Genomic DNA, 18,682 nt, shown 5'->3' with positions numbered 1-18,682 from the left:
ATCAAGTCATCTGTGTAACACAATACACTCTATCTCTGCCCGCGCGGGATAAACGCTTTTTTCAGACGGCCTAATTTTCAGCTAATTTTTCCCGCGTAAGATGCGACCTATCGAAAACACACACAGCTTAAAGGAAACATCATGAAAAAAACATTCGCTCTGACTCTGGCCGCTTTCGCCGCGCTGTCTGCCCTGCCTGCCGCTGCTTCTGCCGACGACCGCATCGAACGCCAAGTTTATGAAAGCGCGGATTTCCCCGCCAAACGCGCGCAAGCCATCCAAATGCTGCAGAAAAAAGGCTATCAGGTGCAGGATGTGGATGCCGACAGCCGCCGCGGCAAGCCGGTTTTGGAAATCGAAGCGTATAAAAACGGCCGCGAATACGACATTATTCTCTCCTACCCGCAGCTGGAAATCATCCGCGAGCGCGTAGATAACTAAGCGCCGGCACAATTTTCCCGATTAATATTTAACGCTTACCCAAGGATAAAACCATGAAAAAAATCTTCGCCCTGAGCCTGGCCGCGCTGACTGCGGCCACCCTGCCCGCCGTCTCTGCCGCCGGCGACTATATCGAGCGCCAGGTTTATGAAAGCGCAGACTTCCCCGCCAAACGCGACCAAGCGGTGAAAATGCTGGAGGCCAAAGGCTACCGCATCAGCGACATCGATGTAGACGACCGCTGGGGCAAGCCGGTATTGGAAATCGAGGCATACAAGAACCATCAGGAATACGATATCATCTTGTCTTACCCTGATTTGAACATCATCGAAGAGCGCGCAGATTATTAATTTTGCCGCTCCGGCCGTCTGAAAACACCCGTTTTCAGACGGCCTCTGCCGTTTCCACACCGCCACACGAGACAACCGCCATGCGTATTTTACTGGTCGAAGACGATGCCATGATTGCCGGCGCAGTAGCCGCCAGCCTGAAAGACAAAGGTTTTGCCGTCGATTGGGTCGGCGACGGGCCGTCTGCCGAAACCGCGCTGGCGGCGCAAAGCTACGATACCGTGCTGCTGGATTTGGGGCTGCCGGGGCGCGACGGGCTGGCGGTATTGCAGCACATCCGCAGCCGCGGCCACACCGTACCCGTTTTAATCCTGACCGCCCGCGACGATCTCGACAGCCGCCTGCAGGGGCTGGACGGCGGCGCCGACGATTATCTGGTCAAACCCTTCGATTTGGCCGAACTGCACGCCCGCATCCGCGCCGTTATCCGCCGCCACAGCGGACAGGCCGCCGCCAAACCCGGCAACGGCACGCTGACGCTCGACCCCGCCACCCACCAAGTCAGCATCGCGGGGCAGACCGATGCGGTTTTACTGAGCAACAAAGAATTCGCCATTTTGCAGGTGCTGGTTTTGCGCCCCGGCGTCATCCATTCGCGCGCCGAGCTGGAAGACAAGCTCTACGGCTGGGGCGAAGAAGTGGAAAGCAACGCCGTCGATTACCTGATTCACGCGCTGCGTAAAAAAATCGGCAAAGAGCATATCCGCAACGTGCGCGGCGTCGGCTGGCTGGTGGATAAAGAATAAGCCGGAGCCGCATCACAATCAGGCCGGGCGGCATCTGCGTTCAACAGCCAACACCGCCGCGCCCGATGATGCCGCCTTTACACAACCGTTCCACCCTGCCGACACCGCCTGCTGCCGTCTGAAAATCCGACCGCCATGAACCTCATCCGCTACTTCCGCCATTCCCTGCAAATCAAAATCAGCCTGGCGCTGACCGCTGCCGCCTTAACTGCCGCGCTGGCGGCGGGCGCGGTGGCGTTTTGGGACACCTACACCGAAACCCACAAGCTGCAAGACGACCTGCTGCGCCAAACCGCCCGCCATCTGGAAGCCAGCACCCGCCTGAGCGGCGATGAAGCCGACAGCGATGCCGACGCGCAAATCGACGTGCAAACCTCCGACACGCCCGCCGACCAACGCCGCTTCGACCCCGACCGCTATCCCGAAAGCGGCTTTTACACGCTGGAAGACGACGGCGACACCCTGCGCCTGTATATCCAGCGCGACGGCGGGCACTACACCGCCGTGATGCAGGAAAACGAATACCGCGACGATTTGGCCGAAGCCGCCGCCTGGAACAGCGCCCTGCCGCCGCTGCTGCTGATTCCGCTGACCGCCCTGCTGACCTTCTGGATCACCCGCCGCACCCTGCGCCCCGTACGCCGCCTGTCCGAAGAGCTGGCGCAGCGCGACGAAGGCGATTTGACCCCGCTTGATGAAACCGGCGTGCCGTCTGAAATCCGCGGCTTCGTGTCCGCCGTCAACCGCCAGTTTGCCCGCAGCGCCGACATGATGGCGCAGCAGCAGCGCTTTATCGCCGATGCCGCCCACGAGCTGCGCAGCCCGCTGACCGCGCTTTCCCTACAGGCCGAGCGGCTGGACGATGCCGCCCTGCCGCCCGACATCCGCGCCCAAATTGCCGATATGCGCCAAAGCATCCGCCGCAACCGCCACCTGACCGAGCAATTATTGTCGCTGGCACGCGCACAGTCCGCCGCCGAACCGCGCCGCAGTGCCCTTTCCGCCCGCGACCTGATGCGCCGCCTGATTGAAGACCTGCTGCCCATCAGCAGCGCCAAAGCGCAGGATTTGGGCGTGGAAGGCGACGGCGATGTCACGCTTTACGCCGACGACACCGCCGTTTACACCCTAATCAAAACCCTGGCCGACAACGCCGTACGCTATACCCCCGCAGGCGGCCGCATCGATTTATCGTGCCGCCGCGAAAACGGCTGGGTGGTGTTTGCGGTGGAAGACGACGGCCCGGGCATCCCCGCCGCCGAACGCGCCCGCGTGCTCGACCCGTTTTACCGCATTCTCGGCAGCGGCGAACAGGGCACGGGGCTGGGTTTGTCCATCGCCGACAATATCGCCAAACGCTACGGCGGCCGCATCCGCCTGAGCGACAGCCCGAATTTCGAACACGGCCTGCTGGCCGAAGCATGGCTGGCCGCGCATCTGCTGAGGGAGAAAGCCGCTTGAATTAAGAGAACAAAGCCGTCTGAAAATGCCTGTTTTTCAGACGGCTTTTTCTGTGTGATTTTCAGCAGTAGGACGGGCATCCCTGCCCGTCGCTCATTCGCAGAATGAGATAAACCTTTGATTGAGCTGTTTTCTTTGCCTTTCGGCAACGCAACAGGTCCCGTAAACGGGATTTCCTTTGATCACAAGATGCTCGTTCTATTGCTGTTGCGGAAAAACCGCTTAAACAGGAAAATGAAGCCGTCTGAAAGTGCCTGTTTTTCAGACGGCTTTTTCTGTGTGATTTTCAGTAATCTGCTCCCTCCCCCGTCCTTAACGGGGGAGGGTTGGGGTGGGGGCTTTGCTTCGCAGGCCACTTTAGGCCGAATACACCCCCATCCTAGCCTTCCCCCGCAATGGCGGGGGAAGGGACAGATTTCTGAATTTCAACAGTTTGTGCCTTTCTCAACCATTCTGCTTATCCCGCACATCCCGTAGGGCGGGGTTGCCACGCCGCCGCTTGTGTTTCCCCCAACAAATTATCCGTCAGGGCGGCAAAAGCGGTACAATCGCTTTTTTATTCCTGCGGCCGCCTGCCTGTTTTCAGACGGCCAAACTTTCTTTTTGAAATCAAAATCATGAATTTATTAGGTGCTTTGGCTAAGGTCGGCAGCCTGACGATGGTGTCGCGCGTATTGGGTTTTGTACGCGATACCATCATCGCCCGCGCGTTCGGCGCGGGGATGGCGACCGATGCGTTTTTTGTGGCGTTCAAACTGCCGAACCTGTTGCGGCGGATTTTTGCCGAGGGGGCGTTCGCGCAGGCGTTTGTGCCGATTTTGGCGGAATATAAGGAAACGCGCTCGCCCGAGGCGACGCAGGCGTTTGTGCGCCATGTGGCGGGGATGTTGTCGTTTGTGCTGGTAATTGTGACCGCCGTCGGTATTTTGGCCGCGCCGTGGGTGATTTATGTGTCCGCGCCGGGTTTTGCGAAAAATCCCGATAAGTTTCAGCTTTCCATCGATTTGCTGCGGGTGACGTTTCCGTATATTTTCTTGATTTCGCTCTCGTCTTTTGTCGGCTCGATTCTGAATGCCTATCATAAATTCAGCATTCCCGCCTTTACGCCGACGCTGCTCAATGTATCGTTTATCGTGTTCGCGCTGTTTTTCGTGCCGTATTTCGATCCGCCCGTAACGGCATTGGCCTGGGCGGTGTTTGTCGGCGGCGTATTGCAGCTGGTGTTCCAGTTGCCTTGGCTGGCGAAGCTGGGTTTTTTAAAAATGCCCAAGCTGGATTTCAAAGATGCGGCGGTCAACCGGGTGATGAAGCAGATGGCTCCTGCGATTTTGGGTGTGTCCGTCGCGCAGATTTCGCTGGTGATTAACACCATTTTTGCGTCGTTTCTGCAATCGGGCAGCGTGTCGTGGATGTATTACGCCGACCGCCTGATGGAGTTGCCCACGGGTGTGCTCGGTGCGGCGTTGGGGACGATTCTGCTGCCGACTTTGTCGAAACATGCGGCCGGGGATAATCCGCAGGCGTTTTCGGGGCTTTTGGACTGGGGCTTGCGCCTGTGTATGCTGCTGGCGATGCCGGCGGCGGTGGGTTTGGCGGTGCTGTCGTTTCCGCTGGTGGCGACTTTGTTTATGTATAAGGAGTTTACGCTTCATGATGCGCTGATGACGCAGCATGCGCTGATTGCCTATTCTTTCGGCCTGATCGGGCTGATTATGATTAAAGTGCTCGCGCCGGGTTTTTATGCGCGCCAAAATATCAAAACGCCGGTCAAAATCGCTATTTTCACGCTGGTGTGCACGCAGTTGATGAACTTGGCTTTTATCGGCCCGCTGAAACACGTCGGTCTGGCCTTAGCCATCGGGCTGGGCGCGTGCCTGAATGCAGGGCTGCTGTTTTTTCTGCTGCGCAAACACGGTATCTACCGGCCGGGCAAGGGCTGGGGGATGTTTTTGGTGAAAATGCTGGCGGCACTATCGGTAATGGGCGGCGGCCTGTGGGCAGCGCAAACCTACCTGCCGTTTGAATGGGCGGGTGTCGGCGGCCTGCAAAAATTCTGGCAGCTGTGTATCCTAGTCGCCATCGGCGGCGGCCTGTATTTTACTGCTTTGGGCTTGCTGGGTTTCAGGCCGCGCGATTTCAAACGCTCGGAAACCGCCTAGCCGCAACAGGCCGTCTGAAAACGGTATGCGTGTTTTTCAGACGGCTTTTTGCCCGTGTCCGCCCCCAAATCACGCCTGGCATGTGGTGAATTGTCAAACACGCCCGAAAAAGCGTACAATTCCGCCTATTTTTCTGATTTATTTTTCTGATTAATCAATAGAATTTTCAGACGGCTTTTTTTCAAAAATAAACACACAAAGCCGTCTGAAAACCGTTTATCAAGCTGAAACACACATGATTTACCCCAAAACTTACGACGTTATCGTCGTCGGCGGCGGCCACGCCGGTACTGAAGCCGCGCTCGCCGCCGCGCGTATGGGCGCGCAAACGCTCCTGCTCACCCACAATATCGAAACCCTCGGCCAAATGTCGTGCAACCCCTCTATCGGCGGCATCGGCAAAGGCCATCTGGTGCGCGAAGTCGACGCGCTCGGCGGCGCGATGGCACTGGCCACCGATATGTCGGGCATCCAGTTCCGCCGCCTGAACGCCAGCAAAGGCGCGGCGGTGCGGGCGACGCGGGCGCAGGCCGACCGCATCCTCTACAAAGCCGCCATCCGCGAAATGCTGGAAAACCAAGAAAATCTGGAACTGTTCCAGCAGGCGGTGGAAGACATCACGCTCGAGGGCGAACGCGTATCCGGCGTAAAAACCGCCATGGGCGTGGAATTTAAAGCCCGCGCCGTGGTGCTGACCGCAGGCACGTTTCTCGCCGGCAAAATCCACATCGGCTTGGAAAACTACGCGGGCGGACGCGCGGGCGACCCTGCCGCGCAAGGCTTGTCAGGCCGTCTGAAAGAATTGAACCTGCCCGTATCGCGCCTGAAAACCGGCACGCCGCCGCGCATCGACGGGCGCACCATCGACTTTTCCGTGCTGGAAGAGCAGCCCGGCGACACGCCCGTACCCGTGATGTCGGTGCGCGGCAGCGCAGAAATGCACCCGCGCCAAGTATCCTGCTGGATTACCCACACCAATCTGCACACCCACGACATCATCCGCTCCGGCTTCGACCGCAGCCCCATGTTTACCGGCAAAATCGAAGGCGTGGGCCCGCGCTATTGTCCTTCCATCGAAGACAAAATCAACCGCTTCGCCGATAAAGACAGCCACCAGATTTTTCTCGAGCCCGAAGGCCTGACCACCCACGAATACTACCCCAACGGCATTTCCACCAGCCTGCCTTTCGACATCCAAATCGCCCTCGTGCGCTCCATGAAAGGCTTGGAAAACGCCCACATCCTGCGCCCCGGCTACGCCATCGAATACGATTATTTCGACCCGCGCAACCTGAAAGCCAGCCTGGAAACCAAAACCATCGCCGGCCTCTTCTTCGCCGGACAAATCAACGGCACCACCGGCTACGAAGAAGCCGCCGCGCAAGGCCTGCTGGCCGGCGCCAACGCCGTGCAGTATGTGCGCGAACGCGATCCGCTGCTGCTGCGCCGCGAACAGGCTTATTTGGGCGTACTCGTCGACGATTTGATTACCAAAGGCGTGAACGAGCCCTACCGCATGTTCACCAGCCGCGCCGAATACCGCCTGCAACTGCGCGAAGACAACGCCGATATGCGCCTCACCGAAGACGGCTACAAAATCGGCCTGGTATCCGAAGCCCAGTGGCGCGCGTTTGACGAAAAACGCGAACACATCGCGCGCGAAATCCAACGCCTGAAAACCACTTGGTACACCCCGCAGAAGCTGCCGGAAAGCGAACAAATCCGCGTCTTCGGCCAAAAGCTCTCGCGCGAAGCCAATCTGCACGACCTGCTGCGCCGCCCGAACGTGGATTACGCCGCCCTGATGACGCTGGAAGGCGCAAGGCCGTCTGAAAACCTGTCTGAAAGCGTGACCGAGCAAGTGGAAATCCAAGTGAAATACCAAGGCTACATCGACCGCCAGCAAGACGAAATCAACAGCCGCCGCGACATCGAAACGCTGAATCTGCCCGCCGATATTGATTACGGCAAAGTCAAAGGCTTATCGGCCGAAGTGCAGCAAAAGCTCAACCAACACCGCCCCGAAACCGTCGGCCAAGCCAGCCGCATTTCGGGTGTCACCCCCGCCGCCGTTGCGCTTTTGATGGTGCATTTGAAACGCGGTTTTCGAGATGCCAAATAAGCCATCGGCATCGGATAAGGTAAAAAAGCCGTCTGAAAACTGCAATTTTCAGACGGCTTTTTACACCCCGCTTATTCCCACTCAACATGTTCGCTCAGGAAACCGCCGCTTTGGTGAGCCCACAGTTTGGCGTATAAGCCCTGCTTGGCGAGCAGTTCGGCGTGCGTGCCTTCTTCGATGATACGGCCTTTGTCGAGCACAATCAGTCTGTCCATCGCGGCGATGGTGGACAGGCGGTGGGCGATGGCGATGACGGTTTTGTTTTCCATCATCTTATCCAGGCTCTCCTGAATGGCGGCTTCGACTTCGGAATCGAGCGCGCTGGTGGCTTCGTCGAGCAGCAAAATCGGCGCGTCTTTCAGCATCACGCGGGCGATGGCGATGCGCTGGCGCTGGCCGCCGGAGAGTTTCACGCCGCGCTCGCCGACATGGGCATCGTAGCCACGGCGGCCTTTGGCGTCGCTCAGGTTGGGAATGAAATCGGCGGCTTCGGCGCGCTCGGCGGCGGAAATCATTTCGGCATCGGTCGCGCCGGGGCGGCCGTAGATGATGTTGTCGCGCACGGAGCGGTGCAGCAGCGATGTGTCTTGGGTAACCAAGCCGATTTGTGCGCGCAGGCTTTCTTGGGTGACACCGTCCACGTTTTGGCCGTCGATGGAAATCGTACCGCTCTGCGGCTCGTAAAAGCGCAGCAGCAGGTTGACGATGGTGGATTTACCCGCGCCGCTGCGGCCGATAAGGCCGACTTTTTCGCCCGGTTTGATGGTGAGGTTAAAACCGTTGAGCAGCGGCTTGCCGGCTTCGTAGGAGAAATCCACATGGTCGAATTTGATTTCGCCCGCGCCGACTTTCAGCGGCAGCGCCTGCGGTTTGTCCACGATGGTGTGCGGCTTGGTCAGGGTCGCCATGCCGTCGTTGACCGTGCCGATGTTTTCAAACAGGCGGGCGGATTCCCACATAATGTATTGCGAGAGACCGTTCACGCGCAAAGCCATAGCGGTGGCGGTGGCTACGGCGCCGACTTCGATTTGACCCTGCTGCCACAGCCAAATGCCGAGCACGGCAGTAGAAAGCGTGAGCGCGGTATTCACGATGAAGCTGCAGCTGTGCAGCGAAGTTGCCAGGCGCATCTGCGCGTGCACCGTGACCATAAATTCTTCCATCGACTGCTTGGCATAAGCCGCTTCGCGCGCGCCGTGGGAAAACAGTTTGACCGTGGTAATATTGGAATAGGCATCGGTAATGCGGCCGGTCATCAGCGAGCGCGCATCGGCCTGCTTGGCGGCGGTTTTACCCAGCTTCGGAATCAGGAAACGCATAATCAGCGCAAAGCCGACAATCCAGCCGATAAAGGGCAGCAGCAGCCAGCCGTCGAGCGCGGCCAAAATCACACCGGACGTGATGAAATACACCAGCACATACACCACCATATCGGCCACGGTCATCACCGCATCGCGCAGCGCCAGCGCGGTCTGCATCACTTTGGCCGATACGCGCCCGGCAAATTCGTCCTGATAAAAGCCCAGGCTCTGATTGAGCATCAGACGGTGGAAATTCCAGCGCAGGCGCATGGGGAACACGCCTTGCAGCGTCTGCAGGCGCACGTTGGACGCGAAAAACGTCCAAAACACCGAAAACACCATCATCAGCGCCATGCCCGCCAGCGCCCAGCCTTTTTCGGCAAACAGCGTATCGGGCGTATAACGGCCGAGCCAGTCGATGACCAAGCCCATAAACTGCAGCAGCAGCGCTTCCATCACGCCGATGCCCGCCGTCATCAGCGCCAGCACCAAAATCCACTTACGCACGCCGGTGATGCTGCTCCAGATAAAGCGCCACAGCCCTTTTTCGGGCGTTTGCGCCGCCTCGGCGGGATAGGGATCGATGCGGGCTTCAAACCAGGAAAAAATCTTGTTTATCATAAATCTGCTTTATATCGGTTTTTCAGACGGCCTGCGCCGCGCCTGCCGTCTGAAAAAATAGGGGAAACCCGAATTGTACCGAAAGCGGCAGCCGAGAAAAAGGCTTGCGGCGGCAACACAGCTTTGCACGTTGGGAAAGCATGATGCAGAAAGCCGTCTGAAAAACCGGTTACGCAGATTTTCAGACGGCCTTGCGCTTGATATTCAGACTTTACTGCAAATTCGCCTGATAAAACGCTTCAAATTTATCAAACGGGATTTTGCCGGATTGCTTGTCGTATAAATCCACATGGGTCGCGCCGGGCACAATCACCAATTCTTTGTTTTTACTGCCCAACGCCTTAAACGCATCTTCGCCGAAGTAACGCGAATGGGCTTTTTCGCCGTGTACGACCAACGCCGGGGTTTGCAGTTCATCGGCATATTTTAAAATCGGCATGGTGATGAACGAAAGCGCGTTGGTCGTGGTCCATGCGCTGTTTGAATTCACGCTGCGCGGGTGGAAGCCACGTTCGGTTTTATAAAAATCGGCATATTCGCGCACAAATTGCGGCGTGTCGGCGTTGTGGGCAGACGGCGGCGGCAAATGGTCGTTCGGGTTGCCCAATGCGGTGTGTCCTGCTTTTGCCGCTTCGGTGCGGGCTTGATTTAGGGCTTGGCGCATGGCGGAGCGGGCGTTTTTATCCACGCTGTCGTTGTAACCGTTTGCCATGACGCGGGGCATATCGTACATCGTGCTGACCGCCACGGCTTTGACACGGGTGTCCATAATGGCGTTGTTTAAGGCGAAACCGCCCCAGCCGCAGATGCCGAGAATACCGATTTTATCGGCATCTACCGCATTGTTATTGGCCAGATAATCCACCGCCGCGCTGAAATCTTCGGTATTGATTTCAGGGCTGGCCACGTTGCGCGGTTCGCCGCCGCTCTCGCCGGTGTACGAGCCGTCAAACGCCAAAGTGACAAATCCGCGCTCTGCCAATTCTTGGGCATAAATACCGCTTGTTTGTTCTTTTACCGCACCGAAAGGCCCGCCCACAGCAATCGCAGGCAGCTTGCCTTTGGCGTTTTTCGGCATATACAAATCGCCGACCAGGGTAATGCCGTAGCGGTTTTTGAACGATACTTTGCGATGCTCGACTTTATCGGATTTCGGGAAAATTTTGTCCCACTCCGCCACCATCGATACAGGCAGGGTCGGATTTTGGGCGTGGGCTTGGGCGTAGTTTGCGGTATTCACGGTATAAGCTCCTGATACGGGCGCGGCCAAAGCAGCGCCGGAAAGCGCGGCGGCAGCGGCAGTGGCGGCAAGGGTGCGTAAAAAAGTGCGGCGTTGCATGGGCAGCTCCTGATAAATTGATTTCGATGGAGCGGATTATCCGCCGCCCGAATTATTCCGTAAATGAATAAAATTGGTTTACAGTATTCCGCATTTTGATACAATCAACGCATTTTTCAGACGGCCTTTATGCTGAAAAAAGCAGAAAAAGCCGTCTGAAAAACCCGTATTGCACCAACCCTATATTGTGCCCTATCGTCCCGTTTCCACGCTGCCCGTCCATGAACAAACTTGAAGCCCTGCGCCTGTTCTGCGCCGCCGCCGACAGCGGCAATTTCCGCCAAACCGCCCTGCTCCTGGGCGTATCGCCGCAAGCCGTGACCCGCGCGGTGGCGTTTTTGGAGCAGGAGTTCGGCGACGCGCTGTTTGTCCGCAATACCCGTACCACCGCCATCACGCCCTTCGGCCGCCAAGTATATGCCGAAGCCAAAACCGCACTGGCGCATACCGACGCGCTGTTTCAGCAGTTCAGCCGCAAAGAGCGCGAAAGTCTGGCCGGGCCGGTGCGTGTGGCGCTGCCCGAGGTGGACGAATGGGGGCTGCTCGAAGCCGTGTTGCACGGGCTGCGCGATTACCCCGAAATCGTGCCTGACTGGCGCAGCGGCAATGCGCTGAGCAACACCGACCGCGAGCAGATTGACGTAGGCGTGCGCGTGGGCGTGCCGCAGGCCAACGATTTCATCATCCACCCCGCCGCCCCGCTGCGCCTGCAAACCGTGATGTCGCCCGAGCTTTTGGCGCGCACGGGCGCACCGCACAGCGTGGCCGACCTGCGCGCGCGTTTCCCGCTGGTCGGGCTGCTGGACATCAACAGCGGCAAACTCTTTGAATACGACTACCCGCACACCGTCTTTGCGCCCGAAGCACCCGCCTTTATCGCGCCCAACAACCGCCACGCCCTGCAGGCGGTCTTGCAGGGGCGCGCCGCCGGACAGTTTGCCGCGTGGACGGTGCAGCCGCATATCCGCCAAGGCCGTCTGAAAACCGTCTTGCCCGACGACGAAATGACTTTAAACTGGCAGCTTTATGTGTACCGCCCGCGCCGCCACCGCCATACCGCGCGGGTGAAAATCGTTTTCGACCTGCTGGCCGAGGCATTAACGCGCTTTTTCCACGACGAAACCCGCACCGGATAGCCCGCCCGCAGCAGGTTTATGCACGCGGCGGGTAAAACCGTTAAAATATCGTCGTCGAACTTAAATCCTGCTACGGCGTTGGCTCGCCTTGTAGCAGAATTGAATTTCGCCGACGATACCGTTTGACCCGGCATCATGCCGATTATTTCCCGCCCCTTTCCCCCCACCACGGAACGCTTTTCATGAACCGACCCGCCGCCCTGAAAATCCTGAACGACGTCTTCGGCTACCCCAGATTTCGCGGCAACCAGGAAGCCGTGGTCAACACGCTCGCGTCCGGCCAAAGCCTGATGGTGCTGATGCCCACCGGCGGCGGCAAATCCCTGTGTTACCAAATTCCCGCGCTGATGCGCGAAGGCGTGGCGGTGGTGGTGTCGCCGCTGATTGCGCTGATGAACGACCAAGTAGCCAATTTACACGCGGCGGGCGTGGCGGCGGCGGCGGTACACAGCGGCACATCGCCCGACGAAGCGCGCCGCATTGCCGATGAAATCCACGCAGGCCGTCTGAAATTACTCTATGTCGCCCCCGAGCGTTTGGTGGGCGAGCGTTTTCTGCGTTTTCTCGACCAACAGACCGTCAGCCTGTTTGCCATCGACGAAGCGCACTGCGTGAGCCAGTGGGGGCACGACTTCCGCCCCGAATACCAACAGCTCGGGCTGCTGGCCGACCGCTATCCCGACGTGCCACGCATCGCGCTCACCGCCACCGCCGACGCCGCCACCCGTGCCGACATCAAACATTACCTGCGCCTGGACAATTCGCCCGAATACATCGCCAGCTTCGACCGTCCGAACATCTATTACCAAGTCATCGAAAAAAACAACGGCAAAAAACAGCTTTTGGATTTCATTCAAAAGCAGATGAGCGGGCAAAGCGGCATCGTTTACTGCCTCAGCCGCAAAAAAGTCGAAGATGTGGCGGCCTTTTTATGCGAGCAGGGTCTGGAAGCCATTCCCTACCACGCCGGCCTGAGCATGGAAACGCGCGAAGCCAACCAGCGGCGTTTCACCCGCGAAGACAACATCATCGTCGTCGCCACCGTCGCCTTCGGCATGGGCATAGACAAGCCCGACGTGCGCTTCGTCGCCCACCTCGACATGCCGCAGAGCGTCGAACATTTCTACCAGGAAAGCGGCCGCGCCGGACGCGACGGCCTGCCCGCCGCCAGCTGGCTGTGTTACGGCCTGAACGACTGGGTTTTACTGCGCGAGCGCATTGCCGAAAGCCAAAGCGACGAAGCGCAAAAACACATCGAAATGCAAAAACTCGACGCCATGCTCTCCGTATGCGAAACCGCCGAATGCCGCCGCGTGCTGCTGCTGAAACACTTCGGCGAAACCGCGCAGCCCTGCGGCCATTGCGACAACTGCCTGCACCCGCCCACCCGCTTCGACGGCACCGAGCCGGTACAGAAGCTGCTGAGCTGCGTGTACCGCGTCGGCCAAAACTTCGCCGCCGGCTACGTCATCAACGTCTTACGCGGCAAAAGCGACGACTGGATACAGCGCAACCGCCACGACCAACTCTCCACCTACGGCATCGGCGGCCATCTCAACGACAAAGAATGGCGCGCCGTCATCCGCCAATGCATCAGCGCAGGCTATCTCACCGTCAACCCGCAGCATCACCAAGCCCTGCAACTGACCGAAGCCGCCCGCGCTGTACTCAAAGGCGAAATCCAAGTCTGGCTGCGCCCGCTGCGCCGCGAAAAAGCCGCCACCCAAAAGCCCAAAGAAGAATGGCTGCGTACCGAGCGCGAAGAACGCATCTGGCAGGCGCTGCGCGGCTGGCGCACGGAAAAAGCCCGCGCCGCAGAAGTGCCCGCCTATGTCATTTGCGGCGACAAAACCCTGCGCGATATTGTTGAAAAAATCCCGCAAACCCTGCAAGACCTGCACGATATCTACGGCCTGGGCGAAGCCAAAATCGACAAATTCGGCCTGGAAATCCTGGAAATCTGCCACAGCGTCGATACTCCCGCCGCACACAGGCCGTCTGAAAACAAGCGTAGCGAGTTTCTGCAGAGCAAAAACGGGCAAAGCGAATTTCCGCAAAACACAAACGAACACAACGGCGACCGCCCCAACCCGCCGCCCGCCGAAGCCGCCTTCCAACCCGCCGACGAACGCGAAGCACAGCTGTTTGCCGCCCTGAGCGCGTGGCGCGAAAAACAGGCGCATATCGAAGGCTGCGCGTTCAGTAAAATCCTGTCCGACGACAGCCTGGCCGATTTGACCCGCAACACGCCCGAAACCGATTTGGATTTACAGGGCGTGTACGGCTTGGGCGAAGTACGCATCGGCAAATACGGCACGGATATTCTATCCGTCTGCTACCCGTTTTCAGACGGCCTCGACGAAGCCGCCCGCCAACGCCGCAAACGTATGCGCCGCCTGCTCGAATGGCTGGCGCGCACCGCCCGCCGGCAAAGCGCAGAGCCGCATCAGGTGTTGAGCAAAACCACCCTGCGCGCCATCGCCGCCAAATATCCGCGCACGCAGGCAGAGTTGGCCGAAATTTACGGCATGGATGCCGACAAAGCCGAACGCTACGGCGAAGACCTGCTGGCCGAGCTGGACGAATAACACAGCCGGTAAGCCGCAGGCCGTTTCACTTTGCGCCACACGTTTCCCGTAATCCACCCTTTTCCGAGTACACACATGAACAAAATCCTGATTCTCTGCACCGCGCTGCTGCTGTCCGCCTGCCTGAGCGAGACCAAGCCGACCGCCCCCGCGCAGCCGCAGGCCGCCGCCACCGACAGCTGCCGGCAACGCTTCTGCACCCGCGAATACGACCCCGTATGCGCCACCATCAGCGAAAACGGCCGCCTGCACCGGCAAACCTTCGGCAACCGCTGCACCGTATGCAGCGACAGCGGCCAAATCCTGTCCGTTGCCAAAGGCGCCTGCCACGCGCCCGCCCCGAATACTGCGCCGTAAAATTACGGTATAATCCCCCATCTTTATCAGACAGTTATCCGGCCAAACCATGACCCCACGCAAAATTCTCGTTACCTCCGCGCTGCCCTATGCCAACGGCAGCATCCACTTAGGCCACATGGTCGAGCACATCCAAACCGACATCTGGGTGCGCTTCCAAAAACTGCGCGGCCACGAATGCTACTACTGCTGCGCCGACGACACCCACGGCACGCCCGTAATGCTGGCCGCGCAAAAACAAGGCATCGCACCCGAAGACATGATTGCCCGCGTGCGCGAAGAGCATCTGGCCGACTTCACCGGCTTTCTCATCGGCTACGACAACTACTACTCCACCCATTCGCCGGAAAACCAAGCCCATTCCGAGCGCATCTACCGCGCCTTGAAAGCCAACGGCAAAATCGAAAGCCGCGTCATCGAGCAGCTCTTCGACCCTGAAAAAAACATGTTCCTGCCCGACCGCTTCGTCAAAGGCGAATGCCCGAAATGCCACGCGCAAGACCAATACGGCGACAACTGCGAAGTGTGCGGCACCACCTATTCCCCGACCGAACTGATTAAGCCCTACTCCGCCGTATCGGGCGCCACGCCGGTGTTGAAAGAATCCGAACACTTCTTCTTCAAATTGGGCGAATGCGCCGACTATCTGAAAGAGTGGACTTCCGGCAGCAACCCGCACAACGGCAAGCCGCACCTGCAGCCCGAAGCCCTCAACAAAATGAAAGAATGGCTGCACCCCGACGAAAACGGCGAAGGCGGCCTCTCCGATTGGGACATCTCCCGCGATGCGCCCTATTTCGGCTTTGAAATTCCCGACGCGCCCGGCAAATATTTCTATGTGTGGCTCGACGCGCCCGTAGGCTACATGGCTTCTTTCCAAAACCTGTGCGACCGCATCGGCACCGATTTCGACGCATTTTTCCGCGCCGGCAGCGAAGCCGAGATGTACCACTTTATCGGCAAAGACATCCTGTATTTCCACGCCCTGTTCTGGCCCGCCATGCTGCACTTTTCCGGCCACCGCGCCCCCAGCGGCGTATTCGCCCACGGCTTTCTCACCGTGGACGGCCAAAAAATGTCCAAATCGCGCGGCACGTTTATCACCGCCAAATCCTATCTGGATCAGAAACTCAATCCCGAATGGATGCGCTACTACATCGCGGCGAAGCTGAACAGCAAAATCGAAGACATCGATTTGAACCTGCAAGACTTCATCTCGCGCGTCAACAGCGATTTGGTCGGCAAATACGTCAACATCGCCGCCCGCGCCTCCGGCTTTATCGCCAAACGTTTTGAAGGCCGTCTGAAAAACGTATCAGACAGCGCCTTGCTGGCCAAACTCGCCGCCGAGAGCGAACACATCGCCGAGCAATACGAAAACCGCGAATACGCCCGCGCCCTGCGCGACATCATGGCGCTGGCGGATATCGTGAACGAATACGTTGACGCCAACAAACCGTGGGAATTGGCGAAACAAGAAGGCCAAGAAGCACGCCTGCACGAAGTCTGCAGCGAGCTGATTAACGCCTTCGCCATGCTCACCGCCTACCTCGCGCCCGTATTGCCGAACGTCGCCACCGAAGCCGCCAAGTTCCTGAATATTCCCGCCTTTACTTGGACACACACCCGCGAAACCCTGGGCGAGCATGCCATCAACAAATACGAGCATTTAATGCAACGAGTGGAGCAACAGCAAGTGGACAACCTAATCGAAGCCAACAAACAATCCATCCAAGCCGCCGCCGAGCAAGCCGCACCCGCCGAAGAGAGCCAATACGCGCCCGTCGCCGAGCAAGCCAGCTTTGACGACTTTATGAAAATCGACATGCGCGTCGCCAAAGTATTGAACTGCGAAGCCGTAGAAGGCAGCACCAAGCTCCTGAAATTCGACCTCGATTTCGGCTTTGAACAACGCATCATCTTCTCCGGCATCGCCGCCTCCTACCCCGACCCCGCCGAACTCAACGGCCGCATGGTCATCGCCGTCGCCAACTTCGCCCCGCGCAAAATGGCCAAATTCGGCGTATCCGAAGGCATGATTTTGAGCGCCGCCACCGCCGACGGCAAACTGCGCCTGCTCGACGTACACGAAGGCGCACAGCCGGGCGATAAAGTGGGCTGAGCCGTTTAGATATAGAAAAAGCCGTCTGAAAAATCCGTTTTTCAGACGGCTTTTCCGCCCTATAATCAGGTTTTCCGTCACACAAAGGCCGATAACCATGTCCCGCACGCTGATGATTGCCCTGACTGCCGCCTTTGCCGCGCCCGTTGCCGCTGCGCCTGCCTTTACCGGCAAAGCGCCTGCTTCGGCGCAGCAATGTTTGGCGCTGAAAAACGCCCGTATCGCCGATACGCAGATTACCAAAGCCGAATGGTCGGCCGACGGCGAGGTGGCCGGAGACCGGATGTCGGCGCTGACCGGCGGGCGCGGGCGCGCTGTTCAAGCCGGCGCGCACTGTATCGTTGAGGGCGAAATCGGCGCGCGCACCGGCATCGACAGCAAGCCCTACGGCACCAAATTCCAGCTGCGCCTGCCTGCGGCGTGGAACCGTAAATTCCTGTTTCAGGGCGGCGGCGGGGTGAACGGCTTTGTCGGCCCGGCTTTGGGCAGCATCCCCATCCGCGCCTCAAGCGCCACGCCTGCGCTGACACGCGGCTATGCCGTCGTCAGCATGGACGGCGGCCACCCGACCCCGACGCCCGATTTCGGCGGCGACCCCGAAGCGCGTCTGGATTTTGCCTACCGCTCCACCGGCAAAGTAACCGCAGTTGCCAAATCCTTAATCCGCCAAATGTACCGCGCCGAACCGCAGCACAGCTATTTTATGGGCTGCTCCAACGGCGGACGCGAGGCGATGATTGCCGCGCAGCGTTATCCGCAGGAATTTGACGGTGTGATTGCGGCCAATCCGGGCTTCCGCCTCTCCCGCGCCGCCGTAGCCGAAGTGTGGGACACGCACCAATTCATGAAAATCGCCCCGAAAAATGCAGACGGCCATCAAATCCTGGCCAACGCGCTGACGCAGGCTGATTTGGACAAAGTCAGCCAAGCCGTGCTCCGCCGCTGCGATGCTAAAGACGGCCTGAAAGACGGCGTTATCAATGCGTGGGAAAGCTGCGATTTCCAACCGGAAATGGCGGGCTTATCCAAAGCCAAAACCGCCGCGCTCAAAGCGGTATTCGACGGCGCGAAAAACAGCCGGGGCGGGCAGATTTACAGCGGCTGGTATTACGACAGCGGCATCAATGCCAAAGGCTGGCGCGACTGGAAGCTGGGCGACTCGCAAACCGCCGAACCCAACGCCCGCAATGTGACGCTGGGCGCAGGTTCGCTCAAATGGTATTTCATGACCCCGCCCGTGCCCGATTTCGATTTGAGCCGCTTCGATTTCGACACCGATACGCCGAAAACCGACGCCACCGGCAAAATCAACGATGCCACCGACACCGATATGAGCGCGTTTAAAAACAACGGCGGCAAATTCATCATCATTACCGGTATTTCCGACCCGGTATTTTCCGCCAAAGACCAGCGCGACTGGTTCCGTGCCATGCAGCGCGACACGCCCGACGCGGCCTCGTTCAGCCGTATGTTTATGGTGCCGGGCATGACCCACTGCGGCGGCGGGCAGGCGTTTGACGATTTCGACCCGCTGACCGCGCTGGAAAACTGGCACGACCACGGCACAGCGCCCGAGCGCATCCTCGCCAAAGGCAAAGCCTTCCCCGGCCGCAGCATGCCGCTGTGCGCCTATCCGAAAACCGCCACCTTTACCGGCGGCAATCCGGAGCTGGCGGAAAGTTTTGTCTGCCGCTGATGGCGGCGTATCATGAAATTTCTAAAAAACAAGAAATCTTTATTGCCGCCATTAGCTTCGCAAGTCCGCTGCGCTTCCTCCAAATACCGATATGCGTTCCAAATCTAACATGTTTCGCTTTTTGGGAATTTAACGATAAGCAGCAAAAAAGGCCGTCTGAAAATCATGGTTTTCAGACGGCCTTTTTTGCCGTTATTTCATACAGGGCTGATCATAATATAAGTCGGCGGACTTGTTGCTTCA

Annotated in this window: 13 protein-coding genes; 11 read left to right on the top strand and 2 right to left on the bottom strand. The window is 58.6% G+C overall.

What is annotated here, in order from left to right; genetic code table 11:
* The first annotated feature begins 141 nt into the window (after positions 1 to 141).
* The 6 genes from BDE01S_RS02280 to mnmG all read left to right on the top strand — a co-directional run bounded on the left by BDE01S_RS02280 (position 142) and on the right by mnmG (position 7,279).
* On the top strand, positions 142 to 441 hold the full coding sequence (locus tag BDE01S_RS02280) for a PepSY domain-containing protein (protein ID WP_066076795.1): 300 nt from the start codon (positions 142 to 144) through the stop codon (positions 439 to 441).
* 53 nt (positions 442 to 494) lie between these two features.
* Positions 495 to 791: a PepSY domain-containing protein gene (locus tag BDE01S_RS02275; protein ID WP_066076792.1), complete on the top strand. Its 297-nt coding sequence runs from the start codon at positions 495 to 497 to the stop codon at positions 789 to 791.
* Positions 792 to 871: 80 nt separating this feature from the next.
* Positions 872 to 1,537, top strand: coding sequence for a response regulator (locus tag BDE01S_RS02270; protein ID WP_066076788.1), 666 nt, complete (start codon positions 872 to 874; stop codon positions 1,535 to 1,537).
* A 135-nt stretch (positions 1,538 to 1,672) separates the two neighbouring features.
* Entirely contained in the window at positions 1,673 to 2,998 is a 1,326-nt protein-coding gene (locus BDE01S_RS02265) for an ATP-binding protein (RefSeq protein ID WP_066076786.1), read from the top strand.
* A gap of 617 nt (positions 2,999 to 3,615) precedes the next feature.
* Positions 3,616 to 5,157, top strand: a complete 1,542-nt coding sequence (murJ, locus tag BDE01S_RS02260; RefSeq protein WP_066076783.1) for a murein biosynthesis integral membrane protein MurJ — start codon at positions 3,616 to 3,618, stop codon at positions 5,155 to 5,157.
* A gap of 235 nt (positions 5,158 to 5,392) precedes the next feature.
* The gene (gene mnmG, locus BDE01S_RS02255) at positions 5,393 to 7,279 is read left to right on the top strand and encodes a tRNA uridine-5-carboxymethylaminomethyl(34) synthesis enzyme MnmG (RefSeq protein ID WP_066076780.1); all 1,887 of its coding nucleotides are present in this window, start codon (positions 5,393 to 5,395) and stop codon (positions 7,277 to 7,279) included.
* A gap of 71 nt (positions 7,280 to 7,350) precedes the next feature.
* Here the strand turns inward: mnmG and BDE01S_RS02250 are convergent, their stop codons facing one another.
* Together BDE01S_RS02250 and BDE01S_RS02245 are read right to left on the bottom strand one after the other, a co-directional pair.
* Positions 7,351 to 9,201: an ABC transporter ATP-binding protein gene (locus tag BDE01S_RS02250; RefSeq protein WP_066076777.1), complete on the bottom strand. Its 1,851-nt coding sequence runs from the start codon at positions 9,199 to 9,201 to the stop codon at positions 7,351 to 7,353.
* A gap of 211 nt (positions 9,202 to 9,412) precedes the next feature.
* Positions 9,413 to 10,540: an alpha/beta hydrolase gene (locus tag BDE01S_RS02245; RefSeq protein ID WP_066076774.1), complete on the bottom strand. Its 1,128-nt coding sequence runs from the start codon at positions 10,538 to 10,540 to the stop codon at positions 9,413 to 9,415.
* A gap of 221 nt (positions 10,541 to 10,761) precedes the next feature.
* Here BDE01S_RS02245 and BDE01S_RS02240 point away from each other — a divergent pair, with 221 nt between their 5' ends.
* The 5 genes from BDE01S_RS02240 to BDE01S_RS02220 all read left to right on the top strand — a co-directional run bounded on the left by BDE01S_RS02240 (position 10,762) and on the right by BDE01S_RS02220 (position 18,439).
* On the top strand, positions 10,762 to 11,676 hold the full coding sequence (locus tag BDE01S_RS02240) for a LysR family transcriptional regulator (protein ID WP_066076770.1): 915 nt from the start codon (positions 10,762 to 10,764) through the stop codon (positions 11,674 to 11,676).
* 182 nt (positions 11,677 to 11,858) lie between these two features.
* On the top strand, positions 11,859 to 14,264 hold the full coding sequence (recQ, locus tag BDE01S_RS02235; RefSeq protein WP_066076767.1) for a DNA helicase RecQ: 2,406 nt from the start codon (positions 11,859 to 11,861) through the stop codon (positions 14,262 to 14,264).
* A 75-nt stretch (positions 14,265 to 14,339) separates the two neighbouring features.
* Complete coding sequence (locus BDE01S_RS02230) at positions 14,340 to 14,621, top strand: hypothetical protein (RefSeq protein ID WP_066076764.1); 282 nt, start codon at positions 14,340 to 14,342, stop codon at positions 14,619 to 14,621.
* Between the two features lie 49 nt (positions 14,622 to 14,670).
* Positions 14,671 to 16,743 (top strand): methionine--tRNA ligase, encoded by a 2,073-nt coding sequence (metG, locus tag BDE01S_RS02225; protein WP_066076761.1) that lies wholly within the window; start codon positions 14,671 to 14,673, stop codon positions 16,741 to 16,743.
* A gap of 97 nt (positions 16,744 to 16,840) precedes the next feature.
* Positions 16,841 to 18,439, top strand: coding sequence for a tannase/feruloyl esterase family alpha/beta hydrolase (locus tag BDE01S_RS02220; RefSeq protein ID WP_218015846.1), 1,599 nt, complete (start codon positions 16,841 to 16,843; stop codon positions 18,437 to 18,439).
* Positions 18,440 to 18,682: the final 243 nt, after the last annotated feature.

The sequence above is a fragment of the Bergeriella denitrificans NBRC 102155 genome, assembly GCF_001592185.1.
GTDB lineage: Bacteria > Pseudomonadota > Gammaproteobacteria > Burkholderiales > Neisseriaceae > Neisseria > Neisseria denitrificans.
Note: the sequence above shows the minus strand (reverse complement) of the source record. Positions and strands in the feature narration are given on the sequence as shown.